Genomic DNA, 17895 nt, shown 5'->3' on the forward strand with positions numbered 1-17895 from the left:
GACGGAATGTAGATAACAAATGAAACAACAAATAGAATAAAAGAAAAGTTTCTATAGAAACCAAATCTAGCTAGAAAGATATCTACATTTGTATTGTTGCAGTTTTGCAGAACATAAGCTTTACAGTAACGAAACATAGTTTTTTCTGATATGTCTTCTGGGACGACCTTTCTAACTCTTGCCTTTATTTCAGGTTGATCTCTAGGGATTCTTCTATTGATTCGATAAAAAGAATTCTGAATGTTACAAAGCCTATTTGATAGGGCATCGACAAACATCCCGAGTAGAAGTAAAAGAACAGGTAGTAAAATAACAAGGACAGTTGTGAACTTTGAAAGCAGCTCAAACGTTTTTACCTTATCGAAATCAATGTACAAAAAAACCGGATACGCGGAGACTAAAAGTGTTGTTAGTCCGATGGATAGGTTATTGAACACATCCCAAAGGCTTAGTTTACCGTTGTCAAACATTAGCTAACCATATGATAAAACGAGACTTAAACGCACAACAGTATAGAGTTAGTACAAAATTTTCTGTGATCTAAGACATACTTAAGAGCTTCTTCTTATTAGTTTGGTTGAACTGCAAGCTGTTGGTCTTGGTGAACAGCAGTAGTTAACTCAAAAAGTGCATGGTCATACACTTTTGAAGCTTTTGTTGTACGAGTTCTTGCTGGATGGGAGAGCGAGAACACAAGAAAAGTTGAGATCTGGACTAGATCTAATGGGTTTAGAGTAACTATTCTTAACGGTTTCCTATAGATTTATTTGAACGCAAACTACTCTTAATATATCTACAGGTTATATAAAAGTTAAGTATTCTTGTTTTTTGTGGCAATATAATGAACTTTTGAAATTAATAGAATAATTGAGTGTGGTAAAATAGTGAGCTGCAATAATCGATTAATATTCTTATATCATTGCGTTGAAAGTTAAGTTTTTCGATTAGCATATTGAAGCTCACACTTGGTCATTATAATACTACCGCTAACTGAGCTTATACTCTGTCAAAAGAACATGTTTGATATCTAACCTACTTTGTACTTTATTAAATAGTACTATCGGTCGTCACAGAGATGTCATTATGTCAAAATCGATTAAAGATTTAAGATTCGAAAATGATCTTGTTTATTTCGAGGTTAACACTGATATGATCCCAGATGATTTTATTGACGGGTTTATAAAGATGATTATGTCAGAAGGTAATTTTTGTCGTCATGATAATTGCTCAAGTTTTGGTGTGTTGAATGTAAGTCAACTATTCGACACTGATTGAAGAACAACGATTTTATGAGGTTTCAAATACGTCCACCATTGTATAGTTGTATTTCAACATTAACTTGCAGGCTACCTCGTTCGTGTTGTTATTGCTTTTACATTTTCTTATATAGCTAAATGGTGCACGTTGAGACGCTATTTTTCCTATATAGGAAAATAAGGACTTAGTATGTGTAGAAAACAGGTTATTTTGTCATCATGGGGAGCAAGTGACAGGCATGTTCGTGTTATCACAGTCAAAGTTGATTTGGGAGATTTAGAGCATATCCGAGATATGCTTATGGTGGTATTTGACAATCCTTCTAATCAAAGCGGTTTTATGAGAAAGGCTAATTATAATGCCCCGTTCTATAGCCAGACCCCCTTAGATTACCTTACGGACAACCCCGATAAGGCGATGCTGATCGCACAACACATAAGGGCTTTAGCTGTTCCATGGTAAAGGAGATAGGCGGGTGAGTAGCAATAACGAAAGAAAGTTAGTACAGAAACCGCAACTATGGATTGAAATCGTTAAGTATAACTGAAGCGATTATTGTCTTGTCACATAAGTTTTCTATTATATTAAAGTTGTACCATCTATTTTAAGGTTTAAATTTAACGTATTTTTCTTGTGGTAACCCAGTGTCGTTTTTATTTTGTTTCGTTGAGGTTTAGTCATATTCTGAAGGCACTTTGTTAATTTATTTAATAGCGATAAAGTGGGCTTTTATAAAGTAACTGCTTTTGTAAATCTTCCAAATACTCTACCACTTTACAATCTTGAATTTTTATTTCCTCATTTAACGTTTGAATAGCTTAATAAAATATACTGTATTTGGGGGTGTTCTATTAACCGTCGCAGGATGAAGGCTATGAGTAACGACGTATGGTTCAATTAGTGCGGCGATTATACATTTATCAAAGGCTAGAAAGGAGACTTAGAATGAACTGTGTAGCATATTTAAGAGTATCGTCATATAACCAAAAAGAACTTGGAGACTCTATAGATGGACAACGGCAGTCGATAATAGATTGGGTGCAAGCAAAAGGTGGCAATATATTAAGGTGGTATACAGATGATGGTGTCAGCGCGTTCAAAGGGAAAAGAAATCAGTTTGAATTGATGTTGCATGAGCTTGAGAATGACATTGTGAAAGCAGATAGATTGATAGTTTATTCCCTTTCGAGATTTAGTAGAAATTTGTTACGACAGTTAGAAGCTAAAAAACTATTAGAGAAAAAAGGAATAACGTTGGTATCTGCTACAGAAGCTTTGCCCACTAATCAAGAAGACAACTTTATAATGGTTTCTCTTCTAGGGTTAATGAACGAGCACTATAGTATACAAAATGGAAAGGTTGTAACTGATCGACTCCGAGACACCGCTCGAAAAGGTTACTTCACAGGCGGCCCTGTTCCTTACGGTTATTGTTCAATTACTGTCTCCGGCGTAACGTCTAAGTGTCGGAAAAAACTGCAAATTTTTGAAGAAGAGGCCGATCTAGTCAAACAGATATTTAGTTTGTCTGAAAAAGGAGTTAATGGAAAACCACTTGGAGTTAAGAGTATTGCCGAGATGTTGAACAAGAAACTACAATATCGAAGAGGGACTAAATGGAATAGAAATTCTGTATCTAGATTATTGAGAAATACCGCCTATATCGGAGATTTCGTTTATAACTCGGGAGGAAGGGAACCAATTATAGTAAAAATACCCGCCATTATAGACAGGAATCAATTCGATAATGTACAGGATGGTTTGAAGTCAAGAGATATCTTCTCTGCTGAGTCAAGAAGGCTTAGGTCACATTGTCTATTAACTGGGTTGTTGAAGTGCCAAGTATGTGGCGGAAGTATGGTAGTTACAAGCGGTAAAAGTGGCAAGTACAGCTATTATCAGTGCAGCAAACAAGTTAGACACGCGCCAGACACATGTACCTCTAAAAGAATTCGGCGCGATATTGTCGAACGTGTTGTAAAGCAAAAGTTCATTGGTGAATTGCTCAAAGAAGATCACTTGAAAAAAATCCATACTCGTACAAGGCTCCGTATCAAGGATGCTAATAGAACACTGGTGAGTGACAAAAGCAGACTATCCAAAAGAAAAAGCAATTTGGAAACACGTTACTCCCGTCTAATCATGATGGTCGCAGACGGAGAATTAGCTCCAGACGAACGAATAAACAAAAATCTGTCTGAAATCTCCGCTCAAATAGATGCTTTAGAACACGAGTTGGCTCGGTTGTCGGTTAGAATTAACTTTCCCGTTAAGAACTTCGGTGATGCTAGGCTGCAAGACTTTGCAGTTGCAGTGCAGGAATACCTGATGGACGCTGACGTTGAGAAGATTAAGCAATTAATGCTTTCAACAGTCACGAGTGTGAAGGTGGTAGAGGGCGCAAAAAAGTTGATATTTGAAGGCTCTAACATGGCCGTTCTATACTTGATTGCAAACGCAAAAACGGGAACCGAATTCTCGGTTCCCGTTTTCGTCACAAAGTGGCGGAGAGATAGGGATTTGAACCCTAGATACGCTATTAACGTATGCCGGTTTTCAAGACCGGTGCTTTCAACCACTCAGCCATCTCTCCGTTGTGGGCGGTATAATAAGGAGCATAGTCCGACTTGTAAAGTGCTGAATTATAATAGAAGTACTGTTTGCTTGTTTTATGATCACTGATCTGATGTTGGACAGTTTGAAAACGGAGTGAAAAAGGGACAAAAAGTACCAATTTATAGAGTTTTTACTTTATATTGGCGCACGTCAATAAAATGGTGTTTTATTGTTATCTTGCTGATATATAAGACATAACATGCTTTTAGGGTACATGTGTTCGCCCGAAAGTATTTGCAAGACTTTGTGAACTAATTCAAAATTAACTGGTATAGCCAGTTGTGCTTAGAATTCTTAAGGGTGTTTATGAAGGTCACAAATCTATTTAAAGACAAAGTTGATGCGATTTCTGCTCATCAATCCGAGTTTATGAATTGGATGTCTCCAACGTTACGCGATTATTGGAGTGACTTTTTGGGGAAAGCTCAAAATAGCTTTCTTTTCTCAAAAGTTCGTGATCACCAGCAGCCAGCCGTCAACGAAGAAGTTGCACCTCAACCTGCACCGATCGTAATGGCACCTGAGGCTCAAAAGCTTTATGACGAGTTAAGTGAAAAAATTGGCGAAGTTATTCACACTGGTGATTGGGTTCATGTGTCTCAAGAACGTATTAACCAATTTGGTGCGGTAACGGAAGACATGCAATGGATTCATACTGATCCAGAGCGTGCTTCAACTGAATCTCCATTTAAGACAACTATCGCTCATGGCTTTTTAACATTAGCATTGCTGCCTAAACTGACGGATTCAGTCGATCCAGACAAGCCAATGTTCCCAACAGCTAAAATGGTAGTTAACTTGGGTTTAAACCAAGTCCGTTTCCCTTACCCTGTCAAAGCAGGCAATAATGTTCGTGCAGTCAGCACGTTAACAAAAGTAACGCCAATCAAAAAAGGTTTGGAGATAGAGCGCGAAATTAAAGTGGAAATTGAAGGTATTCGTCGACCTGGTGCGGTTGTGGTCTCTGTAATTCAACTGCATTTCTAATTCCGAAACCGGATAGAACACGACATAGTAAAAGAGAGCATCAAGGTGCTCTCTTTTTCATTTTTACTGATTAAAGTTTTTTACTGGCGTATAACCGTAATCTGCAATCGCTTTTTGTCCCTGCTCTGAACGAAGGAAAGCGATAAAACCTTTACCTGCATCGCTAATCTTATCTACTTTGTATAGCACTAGGAATGGTCGCGCCAACTTGTACTTATGATTGCTAATGTTTGTCGAGGTTGGGTCAATACCATCTAACTGAATCGCCTTGATCGAGCGATCTACTGACCCTACAGAGATAAAACCAATGGCGCGAGTGTTATGGTTAACAATGGTTTTTACCATGCTGTTGCTGTTTACAACCAAGTTGTTTGGGCTGATATCCGAGACAAGGCGATCATTAACGATTTTGGTCAGTCCCAGCAAGCTTTCGAAGCTGTAACGTGAACCTGAAGACGCTTCTCTAGTAACCACCGCGATAGGCTGATCTGCGCCCCCGACCTCTTTCCAATTCTTAATCTTACCTTTGTAAATATCAAACAGCTGTTGCTGAGAAAGGTTTTCTACAGAGTTGGTACGGTTTACAACAACAGCGAGGCCATCATAAGCGATAGGGTATACATTGAGATCTTCACCTTTTTCGCTTTCAGTCAGATAGCGAGAGCTCATGCCTATTTCGGCTACTCCTTTATTGACCATGGTGATACCAGCACTCGAACCAATGCCCTGAACAGCAACGTAATCGTCTGGGTGTGTTTTGTTGTATTCCTCAGCAAGTACATCCATCACGCGAGCAACCGACGTTGACCCTGAGATGTTGATTTCTTTTGCAATGGTAGGGAGGGAGACTGCTATGGCCAATAACGTCGCCACAGTAAAACGTAACATATTAAACTCCATATACGGGATAAAGCAGAGTTTATGATATTGCGTTCAGGTTACACTTTTGTGAACTGTTAGCGCTAAACAGGGGAATTGTTTCTAGTCAAGAGGTGATGGAGCTAGCGTTTCCAAGTGGATTGAGATGATAATCTGGGCAAATGATAATATAGCTATCTTATACTTGAGTTAGGTAGATAACTACCATCGGTGATGATGTAAAGGTTATATACTAGGATCGACAGCTCTAACTATCATCCATCGGGAGAACGTTGATGTCAGTGTCCCAAATGGCGACAAGTCGTTTATACAAATCAGTTCAATCGCTCTGCTCTGCGCGTAATGCTAACTTGCCTGTCGAACAGGGCAAGTGCCTCTATGAGCTAGTAGAAAATGGCGTTGAGCTTCATCGGGCGCATTTTCTCCTCGACTCCCAGCATAGCGAGTATACTTCTCCCGTCGCGAAGATCATGTTTGATGAGGACAACCAACTTTGGTATTTCTATGTTCCCACATATCACAACGAGCTGTTAAGGTGGGTGCCTTATAAGCCACTTCCATTTAGCCGAATGCTTGAGGACTTACTCAACGAATTGGAGCGTGATCCTCAAGCGTGTTTTTGGGAATAGGGTGAGCCCAACGGATGCGAATGCCGACATGATTTATACTTTAGGCTTAACGACTTGGTTTCTAAAGTCTTTGGGGGTCATGTTGTAAACTGATTTAAATGCTGTACTGAAATGCGCTGCACTTTTAAAACCAGACTCAAACGCTATTTCTGTTATTGATTTTTCTGACTTGCGCAGTTGGGTTGCTGCGAAGTTTATCCGTTTCACCTTTAATATCTGAGAAAACGAAAGATCATCTGCGGCGAGGCGACGTTTTAAGGTCGCGATGGACATGCTCATATGAGCCGCTAAGCCTTCTAGCGTGATGTCTTTTTCAATATTACCCTCAATGTACTTAATGGCTTTTTGAGAGTCGCTCAGGCTACTTGCATCATCTATGATAGATAGGATGTTTGGCTCTACCTCAACCATCAACGACAGCAATGCCATTGCGATATGGCTTTGTGTGTAGTCTGGAGCGTTGCGACTCGCTAACTTAACCAACATGTCCTTCAATTGTGCTACTTCGCTACTGGATTGCGTTGAAAAAGGATAGAAGCGCCTTTCTTCCGTTTTGGAACGTAGCATCGGGTGCGCTTTCTTAAAGTCACAGAATATATTTGGGTTGAAGACTAAAGCCAATGCTTTAAAGCCTCCGTCATTAGAGACGGCTTCTGCACTGCTCAGATCTGCGGAGTTATAGAGTGTGAAATCTCCGGCTTTAAGTTCAAATTGCTCACCATTAGGTTGATGAACTAATAGGGCACCTTCTTCAACAATATATAACCCATTATGTGTTGCAGTGTAACGCTCACTTTTGCGCGCAGTGAAGTGATTAAAGCGAATGATCTCAATGTTCGGCATACTCGTTCTTATCGTTTTACATAACAAATAAAAAAGGCGCTCAATAGAGCGCCTTTTAACTTCATTCGGTATTATTCACTTACAGTCTGTTCTGTTTGTGCTGCTGGTTGTTCAGCGAATACCTGGGTTGGCTTTGCAACTAAACTGCGGTTTTCTTGGTTTACGTCCGTAAGGACAATTTCCAATGTATCCCCAAGTTTGTATACGACCTCTTTATCGATAGAGATGGTACCGTTGTCGCCATTGCACTCAATTCTTTCTTTATTATCAAGAATTAGTGCACCAGGAATAAAGGCTGCTGCGCCATTTTCGAGAAGTCGGACACGTGCGCCTGCACGATTAATATCGAAAATCTCACCTGTGAAACAAGTTTTCTTACTCGGCTCATCAGCAAGCGTGCGTGCATATAGCCAATCTGAGACATTTCGCTCAGCGATTTTATGATGTTTACGATGTAGAGCTAGCTCTTCGCCTACTTGGTCATCTGGTTTTTGTACAGGTTCTTTACCAAGGATGACGGCCTTCAACATACGGTGGTTGATCATATCACCGTATTTACGAATTGGTGATGTCCAAGTTGCATAGATGTCTAAACCCATTGCGTAATGAGGTAGAGGCTGATTACCCACTTCACTGTATGCTTGGAACTTACGAATACGGTTATCTAGGTAAGACGTTTCTTGAGCAGCCAACCAGCGGCGCAATGCTGCAAAGCCCTCTAGTGTAGCAATAGACTCCGCTGTGAACTCCAACTGGCCTTCTGGATTGACAAGTTGAACCACTTCTTCAATCTTCTCGTTCTTGATACCTGCATGCGTATTGAAGACACCTGTTTCAAATTTATCGCGTAATGTACGACCTGCACAGATGTTTGCGGTAATCATGGATTCTTCAACAAGGCGGTTTGCACTGCGGCGCATGTCTGCGTGGATAGCGATTACATCGTTATCTTCACTGAGCTCAAAACGGTAGTCAGGACGATCAGGGAAGACCACTGCGTTTTTCTCACGCCATTCAGCGCGAGCAAGAGAGAACTCATAAAGATCACGAACGATGGTCGCGATCTCTTCAGATGGCGTCCATGCTTCAGAGCAGCCGTTTTCTAACCAATCAGACACGTGATCGTATGCTAGGCGTGCATGTGATTTGATGTTTGCCGCGAAGAATTTAATATTGTCGCCAATCACACCATCTTTACTTACCGTTACGGTACAGCAAATAGCAGGGCGGGTTTCACCTTCAATCAGAGAGCATAGGTTGTCCGCTAAATCACGAGGTAACATCGGGATGTTGCGGCCTGGAAGATAAATAGTATAGCCACGCTCACGTGCTACTTTATCCATTTCATCTTCAGGTGTGATGTAGGCGGTTGGGTCCGCAATAGCGATGGTGAGTTCGAAATCGCCAGATACGGTTTTCTTCGCGTACAGCGCATCGTCCATATCTTTAGTCGATTCACCGTCGATAGTGACGAATGGAACATGAGTCATGTCTACGCGTTCTAGCTCCGCGTCGTCTTTCAGTTCCCAGTTATCGATGCCTGATGGCTCAGAGTTTGGTAGATCGTTTTGAGCAAGCGTTACCCACCAAGGCGCAATTTTATCATTCGCGTCAGTGATTTTTTCAGAAATTTCTACGAAGAAAGAGTTATCGCCTTTTAGAGGGTGGCGAATAAGATGTGCGACAACCCAATCACCTTCGGCGAACTCGTCAGGTTTAAGACCTTTCTTTAGTTTCGCTTTAAGAGACAGCTTTTTAAGCTGTGGGTGATCAGGTGCTACGTTGAGCTTGCCTTTGAACATTTTTACTCGACCAATAAAGCGAGTCACGGCTTGTTCTAGCAGCTCTTGTGGCTCTGCAACTTCGCGTTCATTTTCGGTGCGGATAATGGCGACGACTTTGTCACCGTGCATGCACTTTTTCATGTACGCAGGCGGGATGAAGAAGCTCGTCTTACTGTCCACTTCCAAAAAGCCAAAGCCTTTATCTGTGGCTTTTATTGAGCCTTCTTTTTTAGGCAGGTTTTCTTGGATTTGCTGCTTAAGCTGAGCGAGTAGTGGGTTATCTTGAAACATCTTTTCTTAAATTACCTATGGAGTTGGGCACACTATAATCATTGCGAGCTATTATTACTACCTGTGGAGCGTAATTTCGCCGTGAATTTTGCCAATTTAACCACGAGAAATTGGCTTAAATATTGATGAAATTCTCATCTGTGAGTTACGCGAATCTACGGGGAATGGTAGGGCTGGTGGAAAAATATGCTAAAAATACCATTGTTGAGAATAAATTGTGATGTAATTCAATTTTTTCTGGATTTTTTTATGCTTTTAAGGAATAATCCGCCTCCCTTAGTCGTCCCTAATGGCTTATCGCGGTTGTGTACTGTGCTGTGTTCCCGTCTGAATGGAATCAGTATCTGGATGGATCAGTATCGAATTGGAAGAGCATATGGGACTGTTTTTTTGTTTAATTAAGTAGGATCCCAATGCAAGATTCTGTTATTCAATTCAGTGATTTATCTCTGAATGATTCTATCCTTTCTGCTCTAGACGGAATGGGTTTCGTGTCACCAACTCCAATTCAGGCTGCGGCAATCCCACACCTATTGGAAGGTGCTGACGCGCTGGGTAAAGCTCAAACAGGTACAGGTAAAACAGCAGCGTTCTCTCTGCCTCTTCTCAACAAACTCGATCTAAACCAACGCAAACCGCAAGCGATTGTACTTGCTCCGACTCGTGAGCTGGCAATTCAGGTTGCAGCGGAAATGAAAAACCTTGGTAAAAATATCAAAGGTTTGAAAGTTCTAGAGATTTACGGTGGCGCATCTATTGTCGACCAAATGCGTGCTCTTAAAAGTGGCGCTCATGTAGTTGTCGGTACTCCAGGCCGTGTTCAAGATCTTATCAATCGCGAACGTCTACACCTAGACGAAGTTAGTACTTTCGTTCTTGATGAAGCAGACGAAATGCTAAACATGGGTTTCGTAGATGACGTAACTGCGATCATGGAGCACGCTCCAGAGTCAGCACAACGCGTTCTGTTTTCTGCAACTATGCCTCCAATGCTGAAGAAGATCGTTGAACGTTTCCTTCGTGACCCTGTAACGGTTGACGTTGCTGGTAAAAACCACACTGTAGACAAAGTTCAACAACAGTTCTGGGTAGTGAAAGGTGTAGAGAAAGATGAAGCGATGTCTCGTCTTCTTGAAACTGAAGAAACTGACGCGTCAATCGTATTCGTACGTACTCGTCAAGATACTGAGCGTCTGGCTGACTGGCTATCTGCACGTGGCTTCAAAGCAGCTGCACTGCACGGTGACATTCCTCAGTCTCTACGTGAACGTACTGTTGATCACATCAAACAAGGTGTTATTGACATCCTAGTTGCAACTGATGTTGTAGCTCGTGGTCTTGACGTTCCACGTATTACGCACGTATTCAACTACGACATCCCATTTGATGTTGAGTCATACATCCACCGTATCGGTCGTACTGGCCGTGCTGGACGTAAGGGTAAAGCGATCCTTCTAGTTCGCACTAACCAAATTCGTATGCTTCGCACTATCGAGCGTGTAACTAAGTCATCTATGGAAGAAATCCAACTTCCTCTACGTGACCAAGTTGCTGAAGCTCGTCTAGCTAAGCTAGGCGCTGAGCTTGAAGCAGAGAAAGAGCACAAAGCACTAGACAAATTTGCTGAGTTGGTAGAGAAACTACAGACTTCTCTAGACATCGACCCTGCAACACTTGCTGCTATGCTTCTTAAGCGTCAGCAAGGCAAACGTCCTCTGTTCTATATTGGCGAAGACCCAATGGTTGAAGCAATTGAGCGTGACAAGCAACGTCGTAAAGAGCGCCGTGAAGGTGGTCGCGACGGCGGTCGTAACTTCAACAACCAAGACTGGGATACTTACCAGCTTCAAGTTGGTCGTGAGCAAGGCGTTCAAGTTAAAGACATCGTTGGCGCTCTAGCAAACGAACTAGGTCTAGGTAAAGGTTCTATCGGTGCGATCAAACTAGCTCAAGGTCACACATTCGTACAGCTACCTAAAGCAATGACTTCAGACGCGGCGAACAAGCTAAGCAAACTACGTATCCGTCAACAAGATGTTGGTGCTGTAGTATGTGACTTCGATGATTTCCGCGAGTCTCGTGGTGGTCGCCGTGACGGTGGTCGTCGCGATGGTGGTCGTCGTGATGGCGGTGGTTACCGTGGCAACCGCGAAGGCGGCAATCGTGGTGGTGATCGTCGTGAAGGCGGTCGTCGCGAAGGTGGCTTCCGCGGTAACCGTGACGGCAACCGCGATGGCAATCGCGAAGGTGGCGAACGTCGTTTCGATCGCAACCGTGGTGGTGATCACCGTGGTGCACATCGTGGTGAACGTGGTCACGGTCGTGGCCGTCGTACAGACGCATAATCACGAGTGATTAAAGCGACGGTTTAAGTTGCTACACAAAGAATTGAAAGCCGAGCAAAGCGCTCGGCTTTTTTATGCGCGTCTAATACGGTTTTGCTTTTCATCGTGTTTGTTTACCCAACTTATTACTTCGTCTAAGGGCAGGGCAGGACAGAACAAGTAACCCTGAATGATGTCACAGCCTCGACTTCTCAAAAAATGCAGTGTGTCCATGTCTTGAACGCCTTCTGCTACGACCGAATACCCTAATCCATGTGCTAGCGCAATCGTGTTCTCAACGATAGAGCGGGAGCCTTCAGTGCGGCTTGCTGTGAAAAGAAATTAACCAGCTTACCTTGAAACGTATTATCAATCTTTCGACGTTTTTGAGGTTATCTCATAATTTGAATCAGTCATTGGCCTTCAGGTTGTGTCATGTCTTCGATAGACTCAAAGTAGTATTTACGATAAGGGAGCCCAGTAAGAGCGTCATGGACGGCATTGCGCTTCTCTCTTTCAGCAACAGTATGAAGCTTTAATATCGAATCGTTGCTCCACTTAATCACCAGCACGACAAAGATACTGCCGCCAAAAAGTATAAGAGAAACCCCCGTTTCTAAGAGAGAAGTAATAGGTTTTTGCATGATAGCGTGCAAAAAAACGGCATAAGCAAAAATGAAACAGCTGATTAACAATAATAGGAAAGTCCACCCGGTTACGTCAGTTTTCGAGCAGATGTTTTTTGTCATCTACCATCCCCAGCAGAGCAAAATCAAACCTAAGATCACTAATAGAAATGCAATAGTGGGCACATTATTACCCCGATTTATTGATTGGTTTGTTATTTTTGTTCACCCAATAAACAACGTAGCTTATATATCTGACTTTGTACAAATTGACCTATTCATAAATTATGTTTAACAAGTGATATTTTTTAGTCTTCAAATAAAATCAAAACTTGCTACAGATCAACAAAATTTGTTCAATCAAATCGCTTTTACTAAAAGATTGTTGAAAGATTAAAAAATTATTGAATAATAGAGGGGCAAACAAGAAGTACGCAGCGCACAAGCGCTATTACAACCTCTGCTCTACAACAGGATAACTATTTCATGTCTAATTCGTTTGTACTGGTGATCAACTCTGGTAGCTCTTCATTAAAATTTGCTGTTATTGATTCTGAAACCGGTGAAGCTTTGGTATCAGGTATTGGTGAGTGTTTTGGCCTACCTGAAGCTGAAATCAGTTGGAAATATCAGGGAGAAAAAACCGTTGAAGCAATTCCAGCTGGCGGTAACCATCATCAGTACGCTGTTGAGCGAGTGGTAAAACTACTCGAAACTCTAGGTTTGAGCTCAAAATTTGTCGCTGTAGGCCATCGCATTGTCGCAGGCGGTGAAACCTTTAAAGGAACTGTGAAAGTTGATGAAACAGTTATTCAAGAAGTAGAGCGCCTTGCTGAACTTGCACCACTTCATAACAAAGCGAACGCTGAAGGCATGAGAGCGGCAATGGCGGCGTTCCCTTCACTGCCTCAATTTGCTGTATTCGACACTGCTTTCCACCAAACAATGCCAGCCAAAGCCTTTATGTACGCACTTCCTTACGAGCTTTACGAAGAGCATAAAGTGCGTCGTTACGGTGCTCATGGCACAAGCCACTACTACGTAAGCCGTGAAGCAGCGAAAATGCTAGATAAGCCGGTTGAAGAAAGCAGCTTTATCACTGTGCACTTAGGTAACGGTGCATCAGTGAGTGCGGTTAAAAATGGCGAATGTGTTGATACAAGTATGGGTTTGACGCCGTTAGCTGGCCTAATGATGGGCACTCGCTGTGGTGACCTCGACCCAAGTGTTATCGAGTTCCTTTTCCGTAAAGGCTGGGAAAAAGACGAAGTGTTCGAGATGATGAACAAGAAGTCAGGTTTCTTAGGTGTATCTGGTGTGACAAGTGATGCTCGTGGCGTACTAGAAGCAATGGAAGCGGGGAATTCACGTGCGAAGTTGGCATTTGAGATCTTCACTTACCGCGTTGCGAAATACATTACATCCTACCTCGCGGCTCTGGATTCATTAGACGGCATCATCTTCACTGGTGGTATTGGTGAAAACTCACTACCAATTCGTCGTGAAATCTTGAAAAACCTAAAACTGTTAGGTTTTGTTGAAGATCAGAAAGGTAACGAAGATGCAAGATTTGGTAACGCAGGTGTTATTGCAACATCTGAGTTGTTAGGTGCCAAAGCTCTTGTTATTCCTACTAACGAGGAATTTGTGATAGCCAAACAATCGGTTGAGCTATTGTAATATATAACGAAAACAGAAAGTTAAAAGCGAGCCTCGTGCTCGCTTTTTTTACTTAAAGCAATTTGACAATTACTCTTTGGGTTTCAGAGCTTCGCGCTTTTCGATTAAAAAATCCATCAAGACGCGGATTTTTTTCGGCATATGCTCTCGTGAAGGTATATACAAATAAAACCCTGGAAACTCTTTGCACCAAGGTGTCAGAACTCGGGTCAATCTTCCCTCATTTATGTGCTTTTCCACCCATAAATCAATATGCTTCACTAAACCCACACCCTGTATTGCAGCTTGTAACATACTATAGTCATCATTAAAAATAGCATTGCCTTTAGGCTCGAAAACGAGGGTGCGCTTTGCAACATCTGGAGAGGTTAGCGACCAATGATCAATTGTTCCGCTAGAGGTAAAACGATAAGCAAGGCAATTGTGATCTTCTAAATCCTCAGGAGTTTGAGGTAGTCCATTTTGCCTAAAGTATTCAGGAGAGCTCACTATTGCCGTTGTTAACGGCGGAGTAATAGGGATCGCAACCATATGTTCATCTAAGCTTAATCCTAAGCGAATGCCAGCGTCAACGCCTTCTGCGACGATGTTAGAAAACCCATCATCCATGATTAGCTCTAGGCGTATTTTAGGATAACGAGAGAGGAACTCACCTAGATAGGGCTCAATAAGCAGCCGAGCAGCGGTTCTTGATACACTGATACGGATTAATCCCGAAGGCTCAAGATGAGAGTCGTTCAATTCGTTAACGACCTGCTCAATGTTCACCAATGAAGGTTGCAAAATATCAAGCAGACGTTGGCCTTCTTCCGTCAGCGACATACTTCTGGTGGTTCGATTAATTAACCGAACTTGTAGCTGTTGTTCTAACGCTTTTAGGTGTTGTGATAAGGCAGCACGGGTTACCCCCATTTCTAAGGCTGCTTTAGTGAAACTGCGATGGCGAGCAATATGTGCAAACCACGTCAGTGATGAAATTAAAGAAGGTTCTATTCTCATTTGTTAAGTATAACTAAACAGTCATGTAGATAAAACGATATTTATCCGAAACAGTGTGTTGACTAATATTACCTCGAAGCTTAGGTCAGCCTGAGATGAACAGTTAACCTCTAATGGAGAATGTCGCTATGTCTAAAGTCACTTTCAAAAATCTCAATGGTCAAGGTATTGAGATTTCAGCGGTTATCAACTTCCCTACAGATTTTGATGCAAGTAAACAATATGCGGCGGTTGTTGTTTCACACCCAGGTGGTGGCGTAAAAGAGCAAACCGCAGGCCTATATGCGAGTAAACTTGCAAAAAGCGGCATAATTGCCATTGCGTTTGACCGTTCGTATCAAGGTGAAAGTACAGGTGAGCCTCGCCAAATGGAAAACCCTTACACGAGTACTGAAGACGTGAGCGCAGTCGTCGACTATCTGACAACGTTAGAGTACGTCGATAACGATAAAATTGGCGCAATGGGGATTTGTGCTGGTGCGGGCTATAGTGCAAATGCAGCGATCAATGATCGTCGAATCAAAGCACTGGGTATGGTTAGTGCCGTAAACATTGGCCAAATGTTCCGTAATGGTTGGGATAATTCGGTTAACGATGCTGACGCTGTTGGTTACTTAGAATTTGGTTCGAATGCTCGCACAACCGACACGAATGGTACAGAATTCGCGACTATTCCTCTAGCTCCGATGCGTGAAGAAGATGCCTCAAATGCAGAGCTACGCGAAGCTTGGGAGTATTACCACACACCACGTTGTGAACATCCAAATGCGCCGGGTTTTGCTCTAACTCGTAACTTAAACCAGATCATTACTTACGATGCGTACCACAAAGCGGAAGCATTCCTAACTCAGCCAATTCTTGCTGTCGTTGGTAGTGACGCAGGCAGCAAATGGATGAGTGATGACCTGATAGAACGTGCAGCGAGTTCAGATAAAACCTTGTATGCCATTGATGGTGCAAACCATATGTCGCTTTATGATGTTGCCGAATACGTCGATGACGCAGTATCCCAACTCGCATCTTTCTTCCAACGCACTCTTTAATATTCCCGATGAAAGGCTCAATTGCTTCGAGCCTTTCTGCTCTCAAGGCTTTTTACTCTTAAGGTATTGATTATGAATATGCAAAAAATCACTTTTAGAAATGCTGATATGGCTTGGGATATGTCTGCATTAATTTTATTTCCAGAAGGCTTCAATGAATCGAAACGCTACCCAACAATGATAAGCGTTCATCCTTTTGGTAGTTGTAAAGAACAAACATCCAGCGCTGTCTATGGTAAAGCCCTTGCTGAGTTAGGTTACGTCGTGATCGCATTTGACGCGAGCTTCCAAGGAGAATCGGGAGGATTGCCTCGCTACGTAGAAGACCCAAGTCAACGTGTTGAAGATATCAGTCGCGTTATCGACTATGCAGTAACTTTACCATATGTCGATGAGAATAGAATTGGTGGACTCGGTATCTGCGGCGGTGGTGGTTACATGATCAATTCAGCCCTAACCGAAAAGCGCTTGAAAGCTGTCGTAGGTATTACGCCTGTTAACTTAGGCCGCTTGTTCCGTGAAGGCTTTAGTATGTACGACCCTATCGCCAATCTTGAAGCTATGGCTGCACAGAGAACAGCCGAAGCTCGCGGCTCAGAGCTGAAAATCGATGAACTTCTTCCTCCAAATATTGAATTTGCAAAAGAAAATGGATTAACAGAACGAGACGTGTTCGAAGCTACTGAATACTACAAAACATCACGTGGACAAACCGAAGGTGGTGCAACTCGTATGCTGTTTTCACATGCACAGAAAACACTGAGCTGGGATGCCTTTGCATTTGCCGAAACGTTATTGACTCAGCCTGTTATGGCCGTGGTAGGGCAAAAAGTCGGGGCGTTTGGTGCTTATCGTGATGGGCAGGAAATTTATGGCCGCTCTGTTCAATCAAAAGACCGACAGCTGGTTAATTTGGAAAATTGGTCTCACTATGAACTGTATGACCATCCAGAAGCAGTCGGCATTGCAATGGACAAGGTTTCTGCATTCCTTGAAACACACTTAAAATAATCTAATAAGTTAGAAGCGTTTTGTAGAGTTGCAAAGCGCTTATTTTTAACAGCGTAAGATGTAGTTCGAAGCGAGTAGGTCGGTAAATCTTCGTGCGAATAACCTCATCTACAGGCTATTGACTAAATACCACTGCCAAATACTGTTTAAGACAATGTAGACTGAGACCTAATTAAAGGCGTTAGATAGGAAGGCAGTTTAATTCATGCGCAAATCAGATAAGAAGGTCGAGAATCTAATTAGAGAAGTGTTGACCGAAGTTTGTGAAGATACGCTAAAAGGCTACGATGGCTTTCTTTGGGTGACTCATACCGTCAAATTCTCTTCTTTTCCACAAAGTTTAGAAATAGTCTGTGTATTCGAAACGAAGCAAGATCGAGCTAACTTTTTTGAAGGAGAGGGCCGCCAGCATGTTTCCACAACTATTCAAAAGGCATTTAATAAGGTAGGAGTGCAACTAAAGAACGTCAGTAAGCAAATCAGTTACGATACAAAACAAAAGCATTAGCGCAGGCAGCAATGGTCCGTAATAAAATGGTGCTTGGCTACCTTGCTATAAAAATGCAAAGGGCACTGGATGGGCAATGAAGCTTCAGCTCACTTAGATATACATCGGTGTAACTATGAGTTATGGAGTTATGGATTGTGAATACGGTTGGTTTTCTAATGTTGCCTTAAGAGGCCATGATTAGTCGTTTACAATGAGTAAAGTACAAACTTCTGCATGGTGGATATCCGCAGAAAATTATTGAAAAGAAAGGCTCTAGCTGGAGCGGTCTATCATTTTCTTTGGGTTACCTCGACTATGAATAGCTTAATTGCTATGTTTCGCAAAATATATGGAGAATTTCCTGCGCGTTATTTTTCTAGATGCCGTGCAGAATAATGTGTTGACCGGCTGAGGGAAAAATGAAAACCAAAATAAT

Annotated in this window: 13 protein-coding genes, 1 tRNA gene and 2 pseudogenes; 9 read left to right on the forward strand and 7 right to left on the reverse strand. The window is 42.2% G+C overall.

Annotated elements, in window-relative coordinates; all coding sequences use genetic code 11:
- Positions 1 to 1446 precede the first annotated feature (1446 nt).
- Complete coding sequence (locus R7044_RS22580) at positions 1447 to 1719, forward strand: hypothetical protein (RefSeq protein WP_213906673.1); 273 nt, start codon at positions 1447 to 1449, stop codon at positions 1717 to 1719.
- Positions 1720 to 2202: 483 nt separating this feature from the next.
- Positions 2203 to 3234 (forward strand): annotated as a pseudogene (locus R7044_RS28625) (recombinase family protein); the annotation flags it as partial.
- Positions 3235 to 3759: 525 nt separating this feature from the next.
- Here R7044_RS28625 and R7044_RS22585 read toward each other — a convergent pair.
- Positions 3760 to 3850: transfer RNA gene (locus tag R7044_RS22585), tRNA-Ser, on the reverse strand.
- A gap of 329 nt (positions 3851 to 4179) precedes the next feature.
- Between R7044_RS22585 and R7044_RS22590 the strand changes: the two genes are divergently transcribed.
- Positions 4180 to 4860 (forward strand): MaoC family dehydratase, encoded by a 681-nt coding sequence (locus tag R7044_RS22590; protein ID WP_005375670.1) that lies wholly within the window; start codon positions 4180 to 4182, stop codon positions 4858 to 4860.
- Between the two features lie 63 nt (positions 4861 to 4923).
- Here the strand turns inward: R7044_RS22590 and R7044_RS22595 are convergent, their stop codons facing one another.
- Entirely contained in the window at positions 4924 to 5748 is an 825-nt protein-coding gene (locus R7044_RS22595) for a phosphate ABC transporter substrate-binding protein (protein ID WP_017635752.1), read from the reverse strand.
- A 266-nt stretch (positions 5749 to 6014) separates the two neighbouring features.
- Between R7044_RS22595 and R7044_RS22600 the strand changes: the two genes are divergently transcribed.
- Positions 6015 to 6368: a DUF3024 domain-containing protein gene (locus tag R7044_RS22600; protein ID WP_017635751.1), complete on the forward strand. Its 354-nt coding sequence runs from the start codon at positions 6015 to 6017 to the stop codon at positions 6366 to 6368.
- A gap of 33 nt (positions 6369 to 6401) precedes the next feature.
- Here R7044_RS22600 and R7044_RS22605 read toward each other — a convergent pair whose 3' ends face one another.
- Complete coding sequence (locus R7044_RS22605; RefSeq protein ID WP_225455816.1) at positions 6402 to 7211, reverse strand: helix-turn-helix domain-containing protein; 810 nt, start codon at positions 7209 to 7211, stop codon at positions 6402 to 6404.
- A 71-nt stretch (positions 7212 to 7282) separates the two neighbouring features.
- Positions 7283 to 9286, reverse strand: coding sequence for an exoribonuclease II (gene rnb, locus R7044_RS22610; RefSeq protein WP_225455817.1), 2004 nt, complete (start codon positions 9284 to 9286; stop codon positions 7283 to 7285).
- A gap of 413 nt (positions 9287 to 9699) precedes the next feature.
- Here rnb and R7044_RS22615 point away from each other — a divergent pair, with 413 nt between their 5' ends.
- Positions 9700 to 11631 carry a DEAD/DEAH box helicase gene (locus R7044_RS22615; RefSeq protein WP_005375680.1) on the forward strand — a complete coding sequence of 644 codons (1932 nt, stop codon included), beginning with the start codon at positions 9700 to 9702 and terminating at the stop codon, positions 11629 to 11631.
- A gap of 72 nt (positions 11632 to 11703) precedes the next feature.
- Here R7044_RS22615 and R7044_RS28630 read toward each other — a convergent pair.
- Both R7044_RS28630 and R7044_RS28635 read right to left on the reverse strand, forming a co-directional pair.
- Positions 11704 to 11952 (reverse strand): annotated as a pseudogene (locus R7044_RS28630) (EAL domain-containing protein); the annotation flags it as partial.
- A 71-nt stretch (positions 11953 to 12023) separates the two neighbouring features.
- Complete coding sequence (locus tag R7044_RS28635; RefSeq protein WP_224721257.1) at positions 12024 to 12254, reverse strand: hypothetical protein; 231 nt, start codon at positions 12252 to 12254, stop codon at positions 12024 to 12026.
- Positions 12255 to 12722: 468 nt separating this feature from the next.
- Between R7044_RS28635 and R7044_RS22625 the strand changes: the two genes are divergently transcribed.
- Positions 12723 to 13916 (forward strand): acetate/propionate family kinase, encoded by a 1194-nt coding sequence (locus R7044_RS22625; RefSeq protein WP_017821080.1) that lies wholly within the window; start codon positions 12723 to 12725, stop codon positions 13914 to 13916.
- A gap of 69 nt (positions 13917 to 13985) precedes the next feature.
- Here the strand turns inward: R7044_RS22625 and R7044_RS22630 are convergent, their stop codons facing one another.
- Entirely contained in the window at positions 13986 to 14915 is a 930-nt protein-coding gene (locus R7044_RS22630) for a LysR family transcriptional regulator (RefSeq protein WP_017821079.1), read from the reverse strand.
- A 128-nt stretch (positions 14916 to 15043) separates the two neighbouring features.
- Between R7044_RS22630 and R7044_RS22635 the strand changes: the two genes are divergently transcribed.
- The 3 genes from R7044_RS22635 to R7044_RS22645 all read left to right on the forward strand — a co-directional run bounded on the left by R7044_RS22635 (position 15044) and on the right by R7044_RS22645 (position 17477).
- The gene (locus tag R7044_RS22635) at positions 15044 to 15958 is read left to right on the forward strand and encodes an alpha/beta hydrolase (RefSeq protein WP_017821078.1); all 915 of its coding nucleotides are present in this window, start codon (positions 15044 to 15046) and stop codon (positions 15956 to 15958) included.
- A gap of 72 nt (positions 15959 to 16030) precedes the next feature.
- On the forward strand, positions 16031 to 16969 hold the full coding sequence (locus R7044_RS22640) for an alpha/beta hydrolase (protein WP_005375705.1): 939 nt from the start codon (positions 16031 to 16033) through the stop codon (positions 16967 to 16969).
- 205 nt (positions 16970 to 17174) lie between these two features.
- Positions 17175 to 17477 (forward strand): hypothetical protein, encoded by a 303-nt coding sequence (locus R7044_RS22645; protein WP_005375707.1) that lies wholly within the window; start codon positions 17175 to 17177, stop codon positions 17475 to 17477.
- Positions 17478 to 17895 lie beyond the last annotated feature (418 nt).

The organism is Vibrio sp. 1402, from assembly GCF_033340275.1.

Excerpts from the sequence above, each read along its gene's own strand:
- R7044_RS22580 (WP_213906673.1), top strand. The coding sequence starts at position 1,447 with ATGTGTAGAAAACAGGTTATTTTGTCATCATGGGGAGCAAGTGACAGG.
- R7044_RS22590 (WP_005375670.1), top strand. The coding sequence starts at position 4,180 with ATGAAGGTCACAAATCTATTTAAAGACAAAGTTGATGCGATTTCTGCT.
- R7044_RS22595 (WP_017635752.1), bottom strand. The coding sequence starts at position 5,748 with ATGTTACGTTTTACTGTGGCGACGTTATTGGCCATAGCAGTCTCCCTC.
- R7044_RS22600 (WP_017635751.1), top strand. The coding sequence starts at position 6,015 with ATGTCAGTGTCCCAAATGGCGACAAGTCGTTTATACAAATCAGTTCAA.
- R7044_RS22605 (WP_225455816.1), bottom strand. The coding sequence starts at position 7,211 with ATGCCGAACATTGAGATCATTCGCTTTAATCACTTCACTGCGCGCAAA.
- rnb (WP_225455817.1), bottom strand. The coding sequence starts at position 9,286 with ATGTTTCAAGATAACCCACTACTCGCTCAGCTTAAGCAGCAAATCCAA.
- R7044_RS22615 (WP_005375680.1), top strand. The coding sequence starts at position 9,700 with ATGCAAGATTCTGTTATTCAATTCAGTGATTTATCTCTGAATGATTCT.
- R7044_RS28635 (WP_224721257.1), bottom strand. The coding sequence starts at position 12,254 with ATGCAAAAACCTATTACTTCTCTCTTAGAAACGGGGGTTTCTCTTATA.
- R7044_RS22625 (WP_017821080.1), top strand. The coding sequence starts at position 12,723 with ATGTCTAATTCGTTTGTACTGGTGATCAACTCTGGTAGCTCTTCATTA.
- R7044_RS22630 (WP_017821079.1), bottom strand. The coding sequence starts at position 14,915 with ATGAGAATAGAACCTTCTTTAATTTCATCACTGACGTGGTTTGCACAT.
- R7044_RS22635 (WP_017821078.1), top strand. The coding sequence starts at position 15,044 with ATGTCTAAAGTCACTTTCAAAAATCTCAATGGTCAAGGTATTGAGATT.
- R7044_RS22640 (WP_005375705.1), top strand. The coding sequence starts at position 16,031 with ATGAATATGCAAAAAATCACTTTTAGAAATGCTGATATGGCTTGGGAT.
- R7044_RS22645 (WP_005375707.1), top strand. The coding sequence starts at position 17,175 with ATGCGCAAATCAGATAAGAAGGTCGAGAATCTAATTAGAGAAGTGTTG.